The sequence below is a fragment of the Mesorhizobium humile genome (assembly GCF_033977215.1).
Taxonomy (GTDB): Bacteria; Pseudomonadota; Alphaproteobacteria; order Rhizobiales; family Rhizobiaceae; genus Mesorhizobium; species Mesorhizobium humile.
Genome location: NZ_JAVIIV010000020.1, coordinates 44,023 through 59,475, shown reverse-complemented (window position 1 = coordinate 59,475; position 15,453 = coordinate 44,023). Strand labels below are relative to the sequence as shown.

14 protein-coding genes are annotated in these 15,453 nt (G+C 65.1%); 5 read left to right on the top strand and 9 right to left on the bottom strand.

Translation table 11 applies throughout. From position 1 onward, the window contains the following. Positions 1-43: 43 nt before the first annotated feature. The 3 genes from hisG to hisS all read right to left on the bottom strand — a co-directional run bounded on the left by hisG (position 44) and on the right by hisS (position 3,643). Positions 44-742, bottom strand: coding sequence for an ATP phosphoribosyltransferase (hisG, locus tag RFM52_RS25420; RefSeq protein WP_320298510.1), 699 nt, complete (start codon positions 740-742; stop codon positions 44-46). Further along, positions 739-1,857, bottom strand: a complete 1,119-nt coding sequence (locus RFM52_RS25415; protein ID WP_320298509.1) for an ATP phosphoribosyltransferase regulatory subunit — start codon at positions 1,855-1,857, stop codon at positions 739-741. Before RFM52_RS25415 ends, hisG begins: the two co-directional genes overlap by 4 nt. Before the next feature lie 181 nt (positions 1,858-2,038). Beyond that, a complete protein-coding gene (gene hisS, locus RFM52_RS25410) occupies positions 2,039-3,643 on the bottom strand; it encodes a histidine--tRNA ligase (protein ID WP_320298508.1) in 1,605 nt (534 codons plus the stop codon). A 213-nt stretch (positions 3,644-3,856) separates the two neighbouring features. Between hisS and RFM52_RS25405 the strand changes: the two genes are divergently transcribed. Next, positions 3,857-4,087 (top strand): hypothetical protein, encoded by a 231-nt coding sequence (locus tag RFM52_RS25405; RefSeq protein WP_320298507.1) that lies wholly within the window; start codon positions 3,857-3,859, stop codon positions 4,085-4,087. Positions 4,088-4,133: 46 nt separating this feature from the next. On the opposite strand, the gene RFM52_RS25400 is transcribed toward RFM52_RS25405, so the two are convergent. After that, positions 4,134-4,772: a DNA-3-methyladenine glycosylase I gene (locus RFM52_RS25400; RefSeq protein WP_320298506.1), complete on the bottom strand. Its 639-nt coding sequence runs from the start codon at positions 4,770-4,772 to the stop codon at positions 4,134-4,136. Positions 4,773-4,988: 216 nt separating this feature from the next. On the opposite strand from RFM52_RS25400, the gene RFM52_RS25395 reads away from it, so the two are divergent. Further along, on the top strand, positions 4,989-5,729 hold the full coding sequence (locus tag RFM52_RS25395) for a L,D-transpeptidase (RefSeq protein WP_320298505.1): 741 nt from the start codon (positions 4,989-4,991) through the stop codon (positions 5,727-5,729). A gap of 368 nt (positions 5,730-6,097) precedes the next feature. Then, positions 6,098-7,018, top strand: coding sequence for a bifunctional 5,10-methylenetetrahydrofolate dehydrogenase/5,10-methenyltetrahydrofolate cyclohydrolase (locus tag RFM52_RS25390; RefSeq protein ID WP_320298504.1), 921 nt, complete (start codon positions 6,098-6,100; stop codon positions 7,016-7,018). On the opposite strand, the gene glcF is transcribed toward RFM52_RS25390, so the two are convergent. The 5 genes from glcF to RFM52_RS25365 all read right to left on the bottom strand — a co-directional run bounded on the left by glcF (position 7,019) and on the right by RFM52_RS25365 (position 13,181). Next, positions 7,019-8,344 (bottom strand): glycolate oxidase subunit GlcF, encoded by a 1,326-nt coding sequence (gene glcF / locus RFM52_RS25385; protein WP_320298503.1) that lies wholly within the window; start codon positions 8,342-8,344, stop codon positions 7,019-7,021. 10 nt (positions 8,345-8,354) lie between these two features. After that, complete coding sequence (locus tag RFM52_RS25380) at positions 8,355-8,744, bottom strand: DUF4870 family protein (RefSeq protein ID WP_320298502.1); 390 nt, start codon at positions 8,742-8,744, stop codon at positions 8,355-8,357. Beyond that, a complete protein-coding gene (gene glcE / locus RFM52_RS25375; RefSeq protein ID WP_320298501.1) occupies positions 8,741-9,997 on the bottom strand; it encodes a glycolate oxidase subunit GlcE in 1,257 nt (418 codons plus the stop codon). The genes RFM52_RS25380 and glcE overlap by 4 nt, the downstream gene beginning before the upstream one ends. A gap of 208 nt (positions 9,998-10,205) precedes the next feature. Beyond that, positions 10,206-11,702 carry an FAD-linked oxidase C-terminal domain-containing protein gene (locus tag RFM52_RS25370; protein ID WP_320298500.1) on the bottom strand — a complete coding sequence of 499 codons (1,497 nt, stop codon included), beginning with the start codon at positions 11,700-11,702 and terminating at the stop codon, positions 10,206-10,208. 156 nt (positions 11,703-11,858) lie between these two features. Continuing rightward, a complete protein-coding gene (locus RFM52_RS25365) occupies positions 11,859-13,181 on the bottom strand; it encodes a DUF3422 family protein (protein ID WP_320298499.1) in 1,323 nt (440 codons plus the stop codon). Positions 13,182-13,388: 207 nt separating this feature from the next. Here RFM52_RS25365 and RFM52_RS25360 point away from each other — a divergent pair, with 207 nt between their 5' ends. Both RFM52_RS25360 and RFM52_RS25355 read left to right on the top strand, forming a co-directional pair. Then, positions 13,389-14,186, top strand: coding sequence for an FCD domain-containing protein (locus RFM52_RS25360; RefSeq protein WP_320298498.1), 798 nt, complete (start codon positions 13,389-13,391; stop codon positions 14,184-14,186). A 17-nt stretch (positions 14,187-14,203) separates the two neighbouring features. Beyond that, entirely contained in the window at positions 14,204-15,343 is a 1,140-nt protein-coding gene (locus RFM52_RS25355; protein WP_320298570.1) for an alpha-hydroxy acid oxidase, read from the top strand. Positions 15,344-15,453: the final 110 nt, after the last annotated feature.

The window sequence follows — 15,453 nt, the reverse complement described above, 5'->3', positions numbered from 1 at the left end:
TCAGCCTGTCGGGATGGTGGAAACCCGCCGAAGGTATGGGGGTTTACGCGACCAGCCCGGCCATCTTCGCGGCGATTTCCCGCAACCCCGCCTCGTCCGCCGCATCGCGCTGCTTCTTTGAAGCGACGAGGCAGGCCTGCGACTTCAGGATCGTGCCGTCGCCCAGCACCTTGAGGTGGTTGGCGCGCAGCGTCGAGCCGGTGGTGGTGATGTCGACGATGACGTCCGCCAGGCCGGCAGCCGGGGCGCCTTCGGTGGCGCCGAGGCTTTCGACGATGCGGTAGACCTGGATGCCGTGCTTGAGCGAAAAGAACTGCTGCGTCAGCCGCCAGTATTTGGTGGCGATCCTGAGCCGCCGGCCGTGACGCTGGCGGAAATCGGCGGCGACATCGTCGAGGTCGGCCATGCTGTCGACGTCGAGCCAGATGTCGGGCACGGCGACCACGACATCGGCATGGCCGAAGCCAAGGCGGGCGACGATCTCGGCGCGCGCTTCCCAATCGGCAAGATTCTCGCGCAAAAGGTCCTCGCCGGTGATGCCGAGATCGACCGCACCCTGGCCGATCTCGCCGGCGATCTCGGACGCGGACAGGAAGGCCACCTCGACATTGTCGAGGCCGTCGATGCAGGCGCGGTATTTGCGATCGTCCTCAGGCAAGGTGACGGCCAGGCCGGCCTTGGCCAGCACTTCGAGGGACTGCTCCTTGAGACGGCCTTTCGATGGGATCGCCAGCGTGATCATCGCGCGCCCTCCCGCAAAGCCTCGATACGGTCGAGCCAGACCGAAAAGCCGACGCCGGGGATAGGCTTTTTCGCGCCGAGCAGCGTCAGCAGCCGATCGTAGCGGCCGCCGCCGGCCAGCGGACGGTCGCCGTCAACCGCGGCAATCTCGAAGACCAGGCCGGTGTAGTAATCGAGCGGGCGGCCGAAGGCGGCGTCGTAGCGGATTTGCGCCGAGGACAGGCCATGCGCCTCGATCGCCTTGGCGCGGGCGGCAAAATTCTCCAGCGCCGGTCCCAGCGACAGGCCGGCATCGGCGGCAAATTTTTCCAGCGCCGCGGTCGCGCCGTCGAGCGCCACGTCAATCTCGAGAAAACCCTTGAGCGCCGAAAAGGCGTCGTCGGACAGCCGCACGCTGCGCAGTTGCGCTTTCTCGATCAGCCGGCGGGCGATATCGGCCGGGGCGCGGCCGGACGACGCCGACAGCCCCGCCTCCTCCATGCCTTCGGCAATATGCGCGGCAAGGCCTTCCGCATCGCCGTCGAGCGCCAGCAGGGCGACGGGACCGGCAAGCTGGCTGTTGCGCGGCGGATTGGCGAGATCGGCAAGGGCTGCTTCCAGCATCGGCGCCGAGCCGAAGGCGCGGGCAAGACGCATGCGCCACCCCCGCGGCAGGCCGAGCGCCGCCAGCACCGCCTCGAACAGGGTCTGGTCGCCGAGCGTGACGGCAAGTGGCTGGCCGGGCAGCACCAGCGAAAGCAGCGCATGCGCGTCGGCCAGTGAACGGGCGTCGGCGGCGGCCGTATCGCGATCGCCAAGATCCTCGATACCGGCCTGGAAGAACTCGTTGCCGCCGTCGCGGCGCTGGCGGAACACCTCGCCCAGATAGGAATAGCGGCGCGGCGTGCCGGCCTGGCTGGCGATGTGGTCGAGGCAGACCGGGATGGTGAATTCGGGCCGCAGGCACAGCGTCTTGCCGGTCTCGCTCTCGGTGAGGAAGATGCGGCGGCGCAGGTCCTCGCCGGCCATGTCGAGGAATGGATCGGCCGGCTGCAGCACGGCGACCTCGACCGCGTGGGTGTCGCGGGTGGCGAAGAGTTTGACGATGTCGGCGGCGATGTCGGGGCGGGTGGTCATAAAGCGCCACCTCCCCTTCTCCCCTTGTGGGAGAAGGTGGCCGAGCGAAGCTCGGTCGGATGAGGGGTGCTGGAAGAAATGAGGCGTTGGCGTTCCCTGGAACACCCCTCATCCGTCTCGGCGCTCCGCGCCGATCCACCTTCTCCCACAAGGGGAGAAGGAAAAGACAGCGCGGCGCCCGTCACTTCGATCGCTCCTCGGCCTGCGCCGCGAGAATCTTCTTCACCTCGCCAACCAGCTCGCTCTCCGCCACCGTCACCTGGGCAGGCCTTGTAGCGCGCCATTCGGCATTGTCGGTGATCTCGGCCGACATACGCGCGCCTTCGATCAGGTCCTTGATCTGCAGCTCGCCCCTGGCGCGCTCGTCGCCGCCCTGGATAATGGCGACCGGGCTGCCGCGGCGGTCGGCATATTTCAGCTGCGCCTTCATGCCGGCGCCGCCGAGATACATTTCGGAGCGGATGCCGGCGGCGCGGAGCTCGGCGACCATCTTCTGGTAGCGGCCGAGGCTTTCGGTGTCCTTATCCATGACCAGCACGACGACCGGAGCGATGACATCGGAGATGTCGAGCTTGCCGAGGTTCTTCAGCGCCGTCATCAGCCGCGAGACGCCGATCGAAAAACCGGTCGCCGGCACGGGCTCGCCGCGGAAGCGCGAAACCAGCCCGTCATAGCGACCGCCGCCGCCGACAGAGCCGAAGCGCACGATCTGGCCGTCCTCATTGGGGATTTCGGCTAGCAGCTCGGCCTCGAAGACCGGGCCGGTGTAGTATTCGAGGCCGCGAACGACGGAGGGATCGATACGAATACGGTTTGTAGCGTATCCAGATGCAGTGCACAGACTCGCTATCGTTTCTAACTCAGTTAGCCCCTGGTCAAGGAGCGGTGTCTCAGGCAGCGCCTCGCGGAGCCGCGCTAAGGTCTCATGGTTGTCGTATACAGCGTACACAGGGCCATCGAGATCATCCGCCTCGATCTCATCTACTTGCCCCAACCCAAACTGCAAAGCTTCAGACGCAGAAATCGCGATTTTCTCGCCTTTGTTGAGCAGAAGCGGACGCACAATACGTGCGATTTGCTTCTCCTCTAAGCCAGCGCCCTTGGTGAAATCACCGGATTCATCCAGCCGTCCTTTGCCGAGCAGCGCTTCAACGCCTTCGATACCAAGCTTGTCGAGCTTGTCGATTGCGCGCAGCACGGTTAGCCGGCGGCCGGCATTGTCCTCGCCGCCAAGCCCGATCGCTTCCAGCACGCCGTCGAGCACCTTGCGGTCGTTGACCCGGATGACATAGTCGCCGCGCTTGATGCCGAGCGCTTCCATCACGTCGGCCATCATCATCGCCATCTCGGCGTCGGCGGCGACGCCCGGCGTGCCTATGGTATCGGCGTCGAACTGCATGAACTGGCGGAAGCGGCCAGGGCCGGGCTTCTCGTTGCGGAAGACCCAGCCGGAGCGGTAGCTGCGATAGGGTTTCGGCAGCTTGTCGAAATTCTCGGCGACGAAGCGGGCCGTCGGCGCAGTGAGATCATAGCGCAGCGACAGCCACTGGTCGTCGTCGTCCTGGAAGGAGAAAACGCCTTCGTTCGGCCGATCCTGGTCGGGCAGGAATTTGCCCAAAGCGTCGGTGTATTCGATCATCGGCTGGTCGACCGGCTCGAAGCCGTAAAGCTCATAGACCGAGCGGATCGTCGCCATCATCTTCTCGACGGCGCGAATGTCTTCGGCGCTGCGGTCGGCAAAACCGCGCGGCAGCCGCGCTTTCGTCTTTTCCGATTTGTCGGCCATGGGATGATCTTCTCTGGTAATGGGCGCGCGTTTCCTAAACGATGCGGCTTGGAGCAGCAAGGGTTAGCAGGCTCTCCTTCTCCCTTCGCGGGAGAAGGAGAGGCGCGCCTGAAACAAAACCGCGCCAAAAACGAAACAATTCCGCCATCGGCGCGGCATGCTGCCGACACAATCGGCGACCATAAAGCGCACCGAAACAAGGGGTTCGGGGCCATGACGACGGCTAACGACATCATCGAGAGCGGCAGATCGGCCAGGCTGCGGCCCGCCGGCAACGCCGCCGTCAAGCCGGCGCAGCAGCCGGCCGGGCCGTTTGAGGTTGCGGCGGCCAAGCCGAGTGCGCGCGACGCGCTGGTGACGGGGCTTCTGGTCATCTACCCGGCCTTCGCCGCGGTGGCGGCGATCCTCGCCGGACTGTTCCTGGCCGGCGCCAGTAGCGTTTGATCGTGCACCCTTGCCTTCTCCCCTTGTGGGAGAAAGAAGAAGGCGCCTACTTCGGCCTTTTGAGCTTCTTTCGCTCCTTCTCCACCTCCGCCCTGCAGTAGCAGCCTTCGAGATGGTCGTTGACCAGGCCCATGGCCTGCATGAAGGCGTAGACCGTGGTCGGGCCGACAAAGCTCCAGCCGCGCTTCTTCAATTCCTTCGATATCCTGACCGACACCGCCGTGGTCGGATTGGCGCGCAGATGCGCCAGGTCGACGATTTCGGGCCGCTCCTGCGGACCCGGCTCGAACTTCCAGAACCAGGCGGCCAGGGAGCCGAACTCGTCCACCATCTCGCGGGCGCGCTTGGCGTTGTTGATGGTCGAGACGATCTTGCCGCGATGGCGGATGATGCCGGCATTGCCGAGCAGGCGCTCGACATCCGCGTCGGTGAACGCCGCCACCTTGTCGAAATCGAAACCGGCAAAGGCCTCGCGGAAATTCTCGCGCTTGCGCAGGATGGTCAGCCACGACAGACCCGACTGGAAGCCTTCCAGGCAGATCTTTTCGAACAGCCGGCGATCATCCGTTACCGGCCGGCCCCATTCATGGTCGTGATAGTGGAGATAGTCCGGCAGGTTGCCGTGCCAGAAGCAGCGCGCCTTGCCGTCGGGGCCGTCGAGAATACCGGCATTTTCAGTCGCCATCGCTCGCAAATCCATTCGTTAATGCGCTTCAGCGCCGCTTTTACCGTGGCTTTACCAGATTCCTGAACCGGCCGGTAACCACACCAAAAGGTTTACTGACAAAGCGGCATTTTACGCATTCCGATTCATGTTTTGCTTGCCGCTCCGCGCCAAGGATCGCGAAACCGAGGGCGTCCTCTCCGCCCCGGGTGAGTTCGACGATCAAGGTGCGTTCCGATGAAGACAGCGTTTTGCTCCCTGCTAGGTGCTGCGGCGATCCTTGCCGCCGGCGCCACGACCTCCCTTGCCAATGACCGTTATGCCGACCGGCCGCCGGTGATGGTGAGCCCCGACCTTTCGGCGCCCTGGGTGCTGCAGCTTGGCCAGGCACCGGGCATCGTCAAGCCCGCTCGCCAGGCAACGCAGCAGCCGCTGCGCCGCCTGTTCCAGGCGCAACCCGACGGGCAGCGGACGGCCACCGTGCAGCAGCCGGCCAAGCGCATGGTGATGCGGCCGCAGATCAATCCGGTCTACCTGCCGCAGGAAGTCGCCTATGACGGGCCGGCGAAGCCAGGCACCATCGTCATCGACACGCACCAGAACTTCCTCTTCCTGGTCGAGAAGAACGGCAAGGCGAGGCGCTACGGCGTCGGCACCGGCAAGCCCGGCTTCGAATGGTCGGGCACCCACAAGATCACCGACAAGAAGGTCTGGCCGGACTGGCGCCCACCGGCGGAGATGATCAAGCGCGAGGCGGCCAAGGGCCGTTACCTGCCGACCTATCTTGCGGGCGGCATGGAGAACCCGCTCGGGGCGCGCGCGCTCTATATCGGCACCACCGAATACCGCATCCACGGCACCAACCAGCCCTGGACGATCGGCGGTGCGGTGTCATCCGGCTGCATCCGCATGCGCAACGAGGACGTCGTCGACCTCTACGAACGCGTGAATGTCGGAACCACGGTCGAGGTGATATAGTCACAGCGAATCAGCCGGTTAGACGGCGCAACACTTTTAGTCTCCTGCTGTTGCAGCCAAGTCATAGTGCGATCCCGCGGGATATGCTTAAACCGGTGACAGAGTTTACGGGGGACGGGCCGTGTGGGGATACGGCCGGTCACGAAAGGGCAGCGCGGGCAACCGCGCTGCCCTTTTCATTTTGATTTTTCCTTTGATGCATGGCGCGGCAAGTCGCCCGGGAAGCAGACGGTTTCGCTTTCGGGGCTGATTTCCCGGCGATCCTCTGCTATTGCACTGCACAAAATCTCAGTTGTTTCGCAATTCCAGACAGAAAGCCGCTCCCGCGCCTGTCCCCTGAATTGCTCCAGAAGGCAGAGGTGCCAGCCATGACCCGGACCGACGACAGCCGCTACCTGAAAGGCGGCCCGGTCGCCCAGCGCATCATCGCTTCGGTGCGCGAAGACGCGGCGATCGCCACGGCCGAAGGCTTTCCGCCGAAGCTGGTTTCAATCACCGTCGGCGATACAGCGGCGGTCGACGTCTATGTGCGCAACCAGCGCGCCAAGGCGGCTCTTGCCGGCATAGGTTTCGAGGAGCGTCGCTTCGCCGCCGACATCACCGCCGGCGAGCTGGAAGCGGCGATCCACGGCCTCAACGCCGACCCGCGCGTCACCGGCATCATCATCCAGCGTCCGGTGCCGGCGCATATTCCGATCAAGACGCTGCAGGCGGCGGTGCATCCGCTGAAGGACGTCGAAGGCATGCACCCGGCCTCGATCGGCAACATCGTCTACAACCAGCTCGACCTGGCGCCCTGCACGGCAGCGGCCTCGGTCGAACTGCTGAAAGAGACCGGCCTCGAGCTCAAGGGGCTCGAAGTGGTCGTCGTCGGCCATTCCGAGATCGTCGGCAAGCCGATCGCCTTCCTGCTGATGAGCGAGGGCGCGACGGTGACGGTTTGCCACCATATGACGCGCTCGCTGGCCGCCCATGCGCGCCGCGCCGACGCGCTGTTCGTCGCCGTCGGCAAGCCGCGGCTGATCAAGGCCGACATGGTGAAGCCCGGCGCCGCCGTCATCGACATCGGTATCAATTCCGAGATCGGGCCTGACGGCGAAACCCGCATCGTCGGCGATGTCGATACCGACAGCGTCAAGGAAGTGGCCTCCTGGATCACGCCGGTGCCCGGCGGCGTCGGCCCGCTCACGGTGGCGATCCTCTTGCGCAACACCATGGTGGCGCTCAACCGCCAGCGCGCGCTCTACCGCGCCACCTACGGCGTGCCGGATCAGATCGCGGCGGAATAGTCATTCGGCAGCGATCAAACCGCTGTCGGAAACGCCTTCCGGCCTCGGACCGCCATAGGCCCAGTCGAGCAGCTTGATCGTGTGCACCACCGGCAGCCTGGCGGCGGACGCGATCTGCGTGATGCAGCCGATATTGCCGGTGGCAACGATTTCGGCGCCGGTCGCCTCGATGTTCTTCACCTTGCGATCGCGCAGCTTGGCGGAAATCTCGGGCTGCAGGATGTTGTAGGTGCCGGCCGAGCCGCAGCAGAGATGCCCCTCGCGCGGCTCGCGCACGACGAAGCCCGCCTTGGCCAGCAACTCCTTCGGCTGGCGCGTGATCTTCTGGCCATGCTGCATCGAGCAGGCGGAATGATAGGCGACAATCGTGCCCGGCTTGCGCACCGGCTCGGGCAGGTCGAGGGCGGCGAGATATTCGGTGACGTCTCTGGCCAGGGCAGAGACGCGCGCGGCTTTTTCGGCATAGGCCGGATCGAGACGCAGCATGAAGCCGTAATCCTTGATCGTGGTGCCGCAGCCCGATGCGGTGATGATGATGGCATCGAGCCCGCCCCGCTCGACAGCGCGTGTCCAGGCGTCGACATTCTGCCTGGCCGAAGCAAGGGCGGCCGCCTCGCGGCCCATATGGTGGACAAGCGCACCGCAGCAGCCCTCGCCTTCCGGCACCACGACCTCGACGCCGAGCCTGGTCAGCAGCGAGATGGTGGTGTCGTTGATGGCCGGATCGAGCACCGACTGCGCGCAGCCGGTAAGGATGGCGACGCGACCACGCTTCGCGCCCTGCCCGACATGAGTGCCGGGTTTCGCCATTGACGATGCCAACGGGATCGAGGATGGCGCGAGCTTCAGCATGGCGGCGACCGGCTTCAGCACCGGCAATTTCTCGAACAGGCCGATGAACGGCCGGCCAAGCCCGGCCAATTTCAGCGCGGTGCGGAAGCGGTTCGGATAAGGCAGCACGAAGGCCAACACGGCGCGCGTCAGCCGGTCGAGCAGCGGCCGCTTGTAGGTCTCCTGGATATGCGCGCGGGCATGGTCGACCAAGTGCATATAGTTCACGCCCGAGGGGCAGGTCGTCATGCAGGCAAGGCAGGACAGGCAGCGGTCGATATGGGTGACGATCTCCTTGTCGGCCGGCCGGCCATTCTCCAGCATGTCCTTGATGAGGTAGATGCGGCCGCGCGGCGAATCCAGCTCGTTACCAAGCGTCACATAGGTCGGACAGGTGGCGGTGCAGAAGCCGCAATGCACGCATTTGCGCAGGATCTTTTCCGATTCCGCGACATGCGGGTCGACAAGCTGGGCAAGGGAGAAATTGGTCTGCACGCAAAAATCCTTACTGTCCCAGAAGCCAGCTTTGCGGGTTCCTGACCGGCTCGCCGCGTTGCAATGTCTGCAGGCCCAGGATGCAGCGGGCGATAAACCAGACGGCGACGGCCAACATCAGCACGAAGCCGATCACAAGCATCATCAGGACCACCGAGATCAACGCGTAGAGAAGGCCGATCCAGAACGTCCTGATCAGGAACGTGTAGTGGCTTTCGACGAAGCCGCCGGCCTTGCCGCGGTTGATGTAGGCAAGCACGATACCGACAATGCCGGTGATGCCGATGACGAGGCCGGCGAGGTAGAGAATGTAGATGACCAGCGCGTTGGTCTGGCCCGGCTCCAGCCAGCGGTCGGTTTGGCGTGGTGCGCTGCTCGGTCCTGGATCGGTATTGCTCATGATGCTGCTCCCTCCATTGATCGGGCAAGAGTAGCAGAGCTGGAGCCCGGCGCCATGCGGCCGGGGTTGAGGATATTCTTCGGATCGAACTCGGCCTTGAGCCGCGCCGAGAGCGCCGCCAGATGCGGCGGCTGCGGTTCGAAGACTGGCACCGCCGCGCGATGCGAGGGCGAGGCGCGCACCAGCGTCGCGTGGCCGCCACCATGCTTGCTGATCAGCCCACGCAGCAGCTCGGCTTCGGGATCGTCCTCGCGCATCGACAGCCACACCAGGCCGCCCTGCCAGTCGTAAAAGGCGTCGACCGCCGCGTGCATGCGCAGCGCCATCACCATGTGATGCGCCTCGGACGGCGCCATCGACACGCGCCAGACCGGCCGTGCGCCGCCATCGGCGAAGGGAGCGCAATCGCGGATGTCGCGCCAGATCGTCTTCGACGCCTCGCCTGCGATCTCTTGGAGCGCGCCGGCCTTGCCGAGCAGCTGCTTCAATGCCTCGATGCGATAGACGACCGACGGGCCGAAACCTTCGACGCGCAGCAGCGTGGCGGCATCGCTGCCGTGCCTGCCACCGGCGACGCGCGCGGCGATCCGCTGCGGCAGATGCGCGGCGCTCGACACTTCAGCGCTGGAGCCGAGCGCCAGGCTCATCGCGGCGACGGCGGCATCGTCGAGCAGGCCGCGAATGGCCAAGGTCACTTCCGTTTCGGCGGCCGGCAGGACCTTGAAGGTGACATCGGTCAGAACGGCAAGCGTGCCCCAACTGTTGGCCATCAGCTTGGAGAGGTCATAGCCGGTGACGTTCTTGACCACGCGGCCGCCCGACTTAAACGCCTCGCCGCGTCCGGAGACGGCGGCAACGCCAAGGATGTGGTCGCGCGCAGCACCCGCCTTGAGCCGGCGCGGGCCGGACAGGTTCGAGGCCAGCACGCCGCCGATCGTGCCTCTGCCCGCCTCGCCGCTGAGCAGCGGGCCATAGTCCATCGGCTCGAAGGCGAATTGCTGGCCGTTTTCGGCGAGCAGCTTTTCGATTTCGGCGAGCGGCGTCCCGGCGCGTGCCGACAGCACCAGTTCGGCCGGCTCGTAGAGGGTAACGCCGGTGAGCTTCGACAGGTCGAGCGTATGCTCGGTCTGGAGCGGGCGGCCGATGCCGCGCTTCGAGCCGTGGCCGAGGATTTCGACGGGCGTTTCTTCCGCCGCAGCCCATTGGACGGTGGAGAGGACTTCGGCTGAGGTGGAGGGGGTGAAGGTGGTCATAGGCCGCGTTCCTTCGCGCCCCCCTCTGTCCTGCCGGACATCTCCCCCTCTAGGGGGGAGATTGGCAGCTTCTGCCACCGCGCCTCACTTGCAATGTCGGAGATTAGCGAAGGCCGCAATGACAGCTGATCTCCCCCCAAGAGGGGGAGATGTCCGGCAGGACAGAGGGGGGCGTGACAGAACGCCGACATGCGAGTTTGAACCCCCATCAAAACCTCGGAATGTCCGGAAACGCCACCTGGCCGCGGTGCACGTGCATCCTCCCCAACTCCGCGCAGCGCCGCAGTTGGGGAAAAACCTTGCCAGGGTTGAGCAGATGGTTGGGATCGAAGGCGCATTTGACGCGCATTTGCTGGTCGAGGTCGACCTGGTTGAACATTTCAGGCATCAGGTCGCGTTTCTCGACGCCGACGCCGTGCTCGCCGGTGAGCACGCCTCCGACCTCGACGCAAAGCCGCAAGATATCGGCGCCGAAACTCTCGGCCTTGTCCAGTTCGCCCGGCACATTGGCGTCGTAGAGGATCAGCGGGTGCAGATTGCCGTCGCCGGCGTGGAAGACATTGGCGACGCCGAGACCGTATTTCTCGGAGAGATCGCGCATGCCGGCCAGCACGCGCGGCAGTTCCTTGCGCGGGATGGTGCCGTCCATGCAGTAGTAGTCCGGCGAGATGCGGCCGACCGCCGGGAAAGCCGCCTTGCGCCCGGCCCAAAAACTCAGCCGCTCCTGCTCCGACTGCGAGATGCGGCAGGTGGTCGAGCCGTTCTTGTAAGCAATCGCCTCGACGAGGCCGATCAGGTGGTCGACCTCGACGCCTGGACCATCGAGCTCGACGATCAAGAGCGCCTCGACATCGAGCGGATAGCCGGCATGGACGAAATCCTCCGCCGCGTGGATCGCCGGGCGGTCCATCATCTCCATGCCGCCGGGGATTATGCCGGCGCCGATGATGTCGGCGACGCATTGGCCGCCCTGTTCGCTGGTCGGGAAGCCGATCAAGAGCGCGCGCGCGGTCTCCGGCTTCTTGAGGATCCGCACCGTGACCTCGGTGACGACGCCGAGCAATCCTTCCGAGCCGGTCATGACGCCGAGCAAATCGTAGCCTTCCTGGTCGAGGTGGCTGCCGCCGAGCCGAACCACCTCGCCATTCATCAGCACCATCTCGATGCCGAGCACATTGTTGGCGGTGAGCCCGTATTTCAGGCAGTGTACGCCGCCGGAATTCTCCGCGACATTGCCGCCGATCGAGCAGGCGATCTGGGAGGATGGATCGGGGGCGTAGTAAAAGCCCTCCTGCTCGACGGCGGTGGTGATGCCGAGATTGGTGACGCCCGGCTGGGCGACGACGACGCGATCGGGATAGTCGATCTGAAGAATGCGGTTGAAGCGGCTCATGACCAGCAGCACCGCATCCTCGAGCGGCAGCGCGCCGCCTGACAGCGAGGTGCCGGAACCGCGCGGCACGACGCGGATGTTGCGCTCGTTGCAGTATTTCAGGACGCGGGAGACCTGCGCCACCGTTTCCGGCAGCACCACGACCAGCGGCAGTTGCCTGTAGGCGGTCAGGCCGTCGCTTTCGAAGGCGCGCATTTCATTGGCCGCGTCCACGACGCCCTCGCCCGGCACGATGATGCGCATGTCGGCGACGATCTCGGCGCGCCGGCGCAGCGTCCCGGCATCTGGCTTGGGCATGGCTAGGCCGGACATCGGGCGGGCCTCATCTCGCTTGACTGGTCAAAATCTTTTACCAGCCTGACGGTTTTGTTGCAAACGCTGCTTTGGTCCCACGCGGACGGCGAGCATAATGCCAGGCTTCCGCAGCGGCAATCTGCCGCTGGCCTCGCAACCCATCGAGGAGGAAGGTTATTCGCCCGGATGCTTCGCCGGCTCGGAATGCATTTTCCGCACCCGGCGCACGCCCCACCAGACCAGCAGTATGGCGACCGGCACGGACGCCGCGGTGACGACCTCGGGCGCAAAGGCGTGACCAAAGATCGAGGCGCCCTTGGCGACATAGCCGATGAGGCCGACGACATAATAGGATACGGCGGCCACCGACAGGCCTTCAACGGTCTGCTGCAGGCGCAGTTGCAGCCGGGCGCGATTGTTCATCGACGCCAGCAGGTCACGGTTCTGCTTCTCGACCTCGACATCGACCCAGGTGCGCAGCAGCGTGGTGGCGCGCGTGAGTTTTCGCGACAGGTTGGCCTGGCGCTCCTCGACCGAGCGGCAGGTGCGCATGGCTGGCGCCATGCGCCGCAAGAGGAAGCCCGCCCAGGTGTCAAAACCCTGTACCGGCTCTTCATCCAGCGCTTCGAGCCTTTCGGTGACGATGCCGTCATAGGCGCGGCTGGCGCCGAAGCGATAGAGGCTGGATGCGGCGTCGGCCTCGAGTTCGGCGGCGAGTTCGGTGAGGTCGGCGAGCAGCGTCTGGCTGTCGCGGGTTTCGACCGCCTTCATTTCCAGCGTGGTCTGCGCCAGGCGGTCCTCGATGCGGCGAGCGCGGCCAGACAGCGTCAACGCCAGCGGCAGCCCGAGCATCGCGAGCGTACGATAGGTTTCGATGTCGATCAGCCGCTGCGACAGGGCGCCGGTGCTGGCCGGCGTCAGACCGCGATCGAGCACCAACATGCGGGTCAGACCGTCGCCGTCCTGGCGGAAATCGGTGAGGATGGCGGCGGCGCCTCGCTCGACCAGCGAATAGCACAAGCTGGTCGGATCGAAGCCGGCGATCAGCTTTTCGCTCGCCTGCGTCCATTTGCGGATCTCCAGGCGGATGCCGGAAATCACCGTGCCGGGTGGCGAGAAGCCATTGCCGAACGGCGAATCCTCCTGCCCCCGGCCGTTTTCGGCCAGTGGCCCTTCCCAGAGATAGGTCGAGAATTCCGTATGCCGCTCCCAGCGCAGCGTGCCCTTGCCCCATTTCATGGCATGGTGACGGGCTTGGCGGTCGGGCGCCGCGATGCCGAGGCGGCGCGACAGTTCGGACAGCACGGCATGATCGACGGCAGCGCCGCCTTCGGTCATGAAGGAAAGCTGGATGAGCACGCGCGGTTTTTCGATCAGCGGGTGCGGACGGGCATGGACCTCGCCCAACGCGCCAGGCCGCCCCTCATGCGCCGGGAAGCCCATGACACTGCCTTGGGCGCGCGGCTGGAACTCGATGTTGGACGTCTCGTCCGACACGGCTGGCCCCCTTGGTTTCGACCTTTCGTGCAATCGAGCCCTCTTGCGGCAATCGCCAACGCACGTAAACAGCAAATATTAGCGCTCGGGGATGGTGACGCATGACGGGTAATGCGACCGGGTTGGACGAATTGGATAAATAATTTGACCAGTTGGCGACAGACGCTTTAATCTGCGCGACCTCTGTTCCGTTTTCCAGGCGTCCCTTTGAGCGACATTTTCTCCAGGATCGAGCATTCGCGCACCGCCGACGAGGTTGTGCAGCAGATCGAGAGCCTGATCCTCGAAGGCGTGCTGCGCACCGGCGACCGGCTGCCGGGGGAGCGCGAACTGGCGCGCCAGTTCGACGTGTCGCGGCCGATCCTGCGCGATGCGCTGAAGGCGCTCGAAGGCCGAGGACTGCTGACGACCAAGGCCGGCGGCGGCACCCATGTCGCCGACGTCATCGGCCAGCTCTTCACCAAGCCTGTCACCGACCTCATCTCGACGCACCGCAAGGCGGTGACCGACTATCTGGAGTACCGGCGCGAGATCGAGGCGGTGGCGGCCGAATATGCGGCGCGGCGAGCGACGCCGGAAGACCTCGCGCTGCTCGACCGCATCATGGCGCGCATGGACGAAGCGCACCGGAACGGCGATTTCGACGACGAGGCGGAAATCGACGTCGAGTTCCATCATGCGGTCTGCGAGTGCGCGCACAACATCATCCTCCTGCACACGCTGCGCTCCTGCTACCGGCTGCTCTCCGAAGGCGTGTTCCAGAACAGGCTGCTGGTGTTCAGCGTGCCCGGCGCGCGCGAGGCGCTGCTCGAACAGCACCGGGCGATACATACAGCAATCAAGGCGGCAGACCCGATCGCGGCGCGCAAGGCCGCGATGGACCACATCACCTATGTCGAGCGCTCGATGGCGGAAGCCGAGCGCAGCGGCGACTGGCAGCGCGTGTCCAGGCTGCGCCTCAGGCAACGCTCGGACGACATCGAACCCACACGCAAACGCTCCTAGCCATCAGCGGGGAACCCATCATGAGCGAAATCCTCACCATCGCCGACCTCAAGGACCTGGCACGCCGCAGGGTGCCGAAGATGTTCTTCGACTATGCCGATTCCGGCGCCTGGACGGAGAGCACCTACCGGGCCAATGAAGAGGACTTCGCCAAGATAAAATTCCGCCAGCGCGTGCTGGTCGACATGAGCAACCGCTCGCTGGAAACGACCATGATCGGCGAGAAGGTGGCGATGCCGGTGGCGCTCGCGCCCACCGGGCTGACCGGCATGCAGCATGCCGACGGCGAGATGCTGGCGGCGCAGGCGGCGGAAGCGTTCGGCGTGCCGTTCACGCTGTCGACCATGAGCATCTGCTCGATCGAGGATGTCGCCTCGGCGACCAAGAAGCCGTTCTGGTTCCAGCTCTACGTGCTGCGCGACAAGGATTTCGTGCTCAACCTGATCGACCGCGCCAAGGCGGCGAAATGCTCGGCGCTGGTACTGACGCTCGACCTGCAGATCCTGGGACAGCGCCACAAGGATATCCGCAACGGGCTTTCGGCGCCGCCCAAGATGACGCTGGCCAACATCGTCGACCTGGCGCTGAAGCCGCGCTGGTGCCTGGGGATTGCCGCTACCCCGCGCCGCACATTCCGCAACATCGTCGGCCACGCCAAGGGCGTCGGCGACGTCTCTTCGCTGTCGTCCTGGACGACGGAGCAGTTCGATCCGCAGTTGTCATGGAAGGACGTCGCCTGGATCAAGGAGCGCTGGGGTGGCAAGCTCATCCTGAAAGGCATCCTCGACAAGGAAGACGCGCTGATGGCGGCCAAGACCGGGGCGGACGCGATCGTGGTCTCCAACCACGGCGGGCGTCAGCTCGACGGCGCCGCCTCCTCGATCTCGGTGCTGGAAGAAATCGCCGATGCGGTCGGCGACAAGATCGAAGTCCATATGGACGGCGGCATCCGCTCCGGCCAGGACGTACTCAAGGCGCTCTGCCTTGGCGCCAAGGGCACCTATATCGGCCGACCATTCCTCTACGGCCTCGGCGCGATGGGCAAGGACGGCGTCACCAAGGCGCTCGAAATCATCCGCAAGGAAATGGACGTCACCCTGGCGCTCTGCGGCAAGCGCCTCGTCACCGACATGGGCAAGGAGCAGCTCCGGCGGTAGGGTACAGCAAGCGCCACTATCGCCAACAGGGGGCAAGGACCGACTCCGCCGCTAGGGCGATGTTCACAGATCGGCGTTAGGTTCGGTCACAGCCTCGTCCCGGAAAACGC

Coding starts and splice junctions, on each gene's coding strand:
- hisG (WP_320298510.1), bottom strand. CDS start 742: ATGATCACGCTGGCGATCCCATCGAAAGGCCGTCTCAAGGAGCAGTCC.
- RFM52_RS25415 (WP_320298509.1), bottom strand. CDS start 1,857: ATGACCACCCGCCCCGACATCGCCGCCGACATCGTCAAACTCTTCGCC.
- hisS (WP_320298508.1), bottom strand. CDS start 3,643: ATGGCCGACAAATCGGAAAAGACGAAAGCGCGGCTGCCGCGCGGTTTT.
- RFM52_RS25405 (WP_320298507.1), top strand. CDS start 3,857: ATGACGACGGCTAACGACATCATCGAGAGCGGCAGATCGGCCAGGCTG.
- RFM52_RS25400 (WP_320298506.1), bottom strand. CDS start 4,772: ATGGCGACTGAAAATGCCGGTATTCTCGACGGCCCCGACGGCAAGGCG.
- RFM52_RS25395 (WP_320298505.1), top strand. CDS start 4,989: ATGAAGACAGCGTTTTGCTCCCTGCTAGGTGCTGCGGCGATCCTTGCC.
- RFM52_RS25390 (WP_320298504.1), top strand. CDS start 6,098: ATGACCCGGACCGACGACAGCCGCTACCTGAAAGGCGGCCCGGTCGCC.
- RFM52_RS25380 (WP_320298502.1), bottom strand. CDS start 8,744: ATGAGCAATACCGATCCAGGACCGAGCAGCGCACCACGCCAAACCGAC.
- glcE (WP_320298501.1), bottom strand. CDS start 9,997: ATGACCACCTTCACCCCCTCCACCTCAGCCGAAGTCCTCTCCACCGTC.
- RFM52_RS25370 (WP_320298500.1), bottom strand. CDS start 11,702: ATGTCCGGCCTAGCCATGCCCAAGCCAGATGCCGGGACGCTGCGCCGG.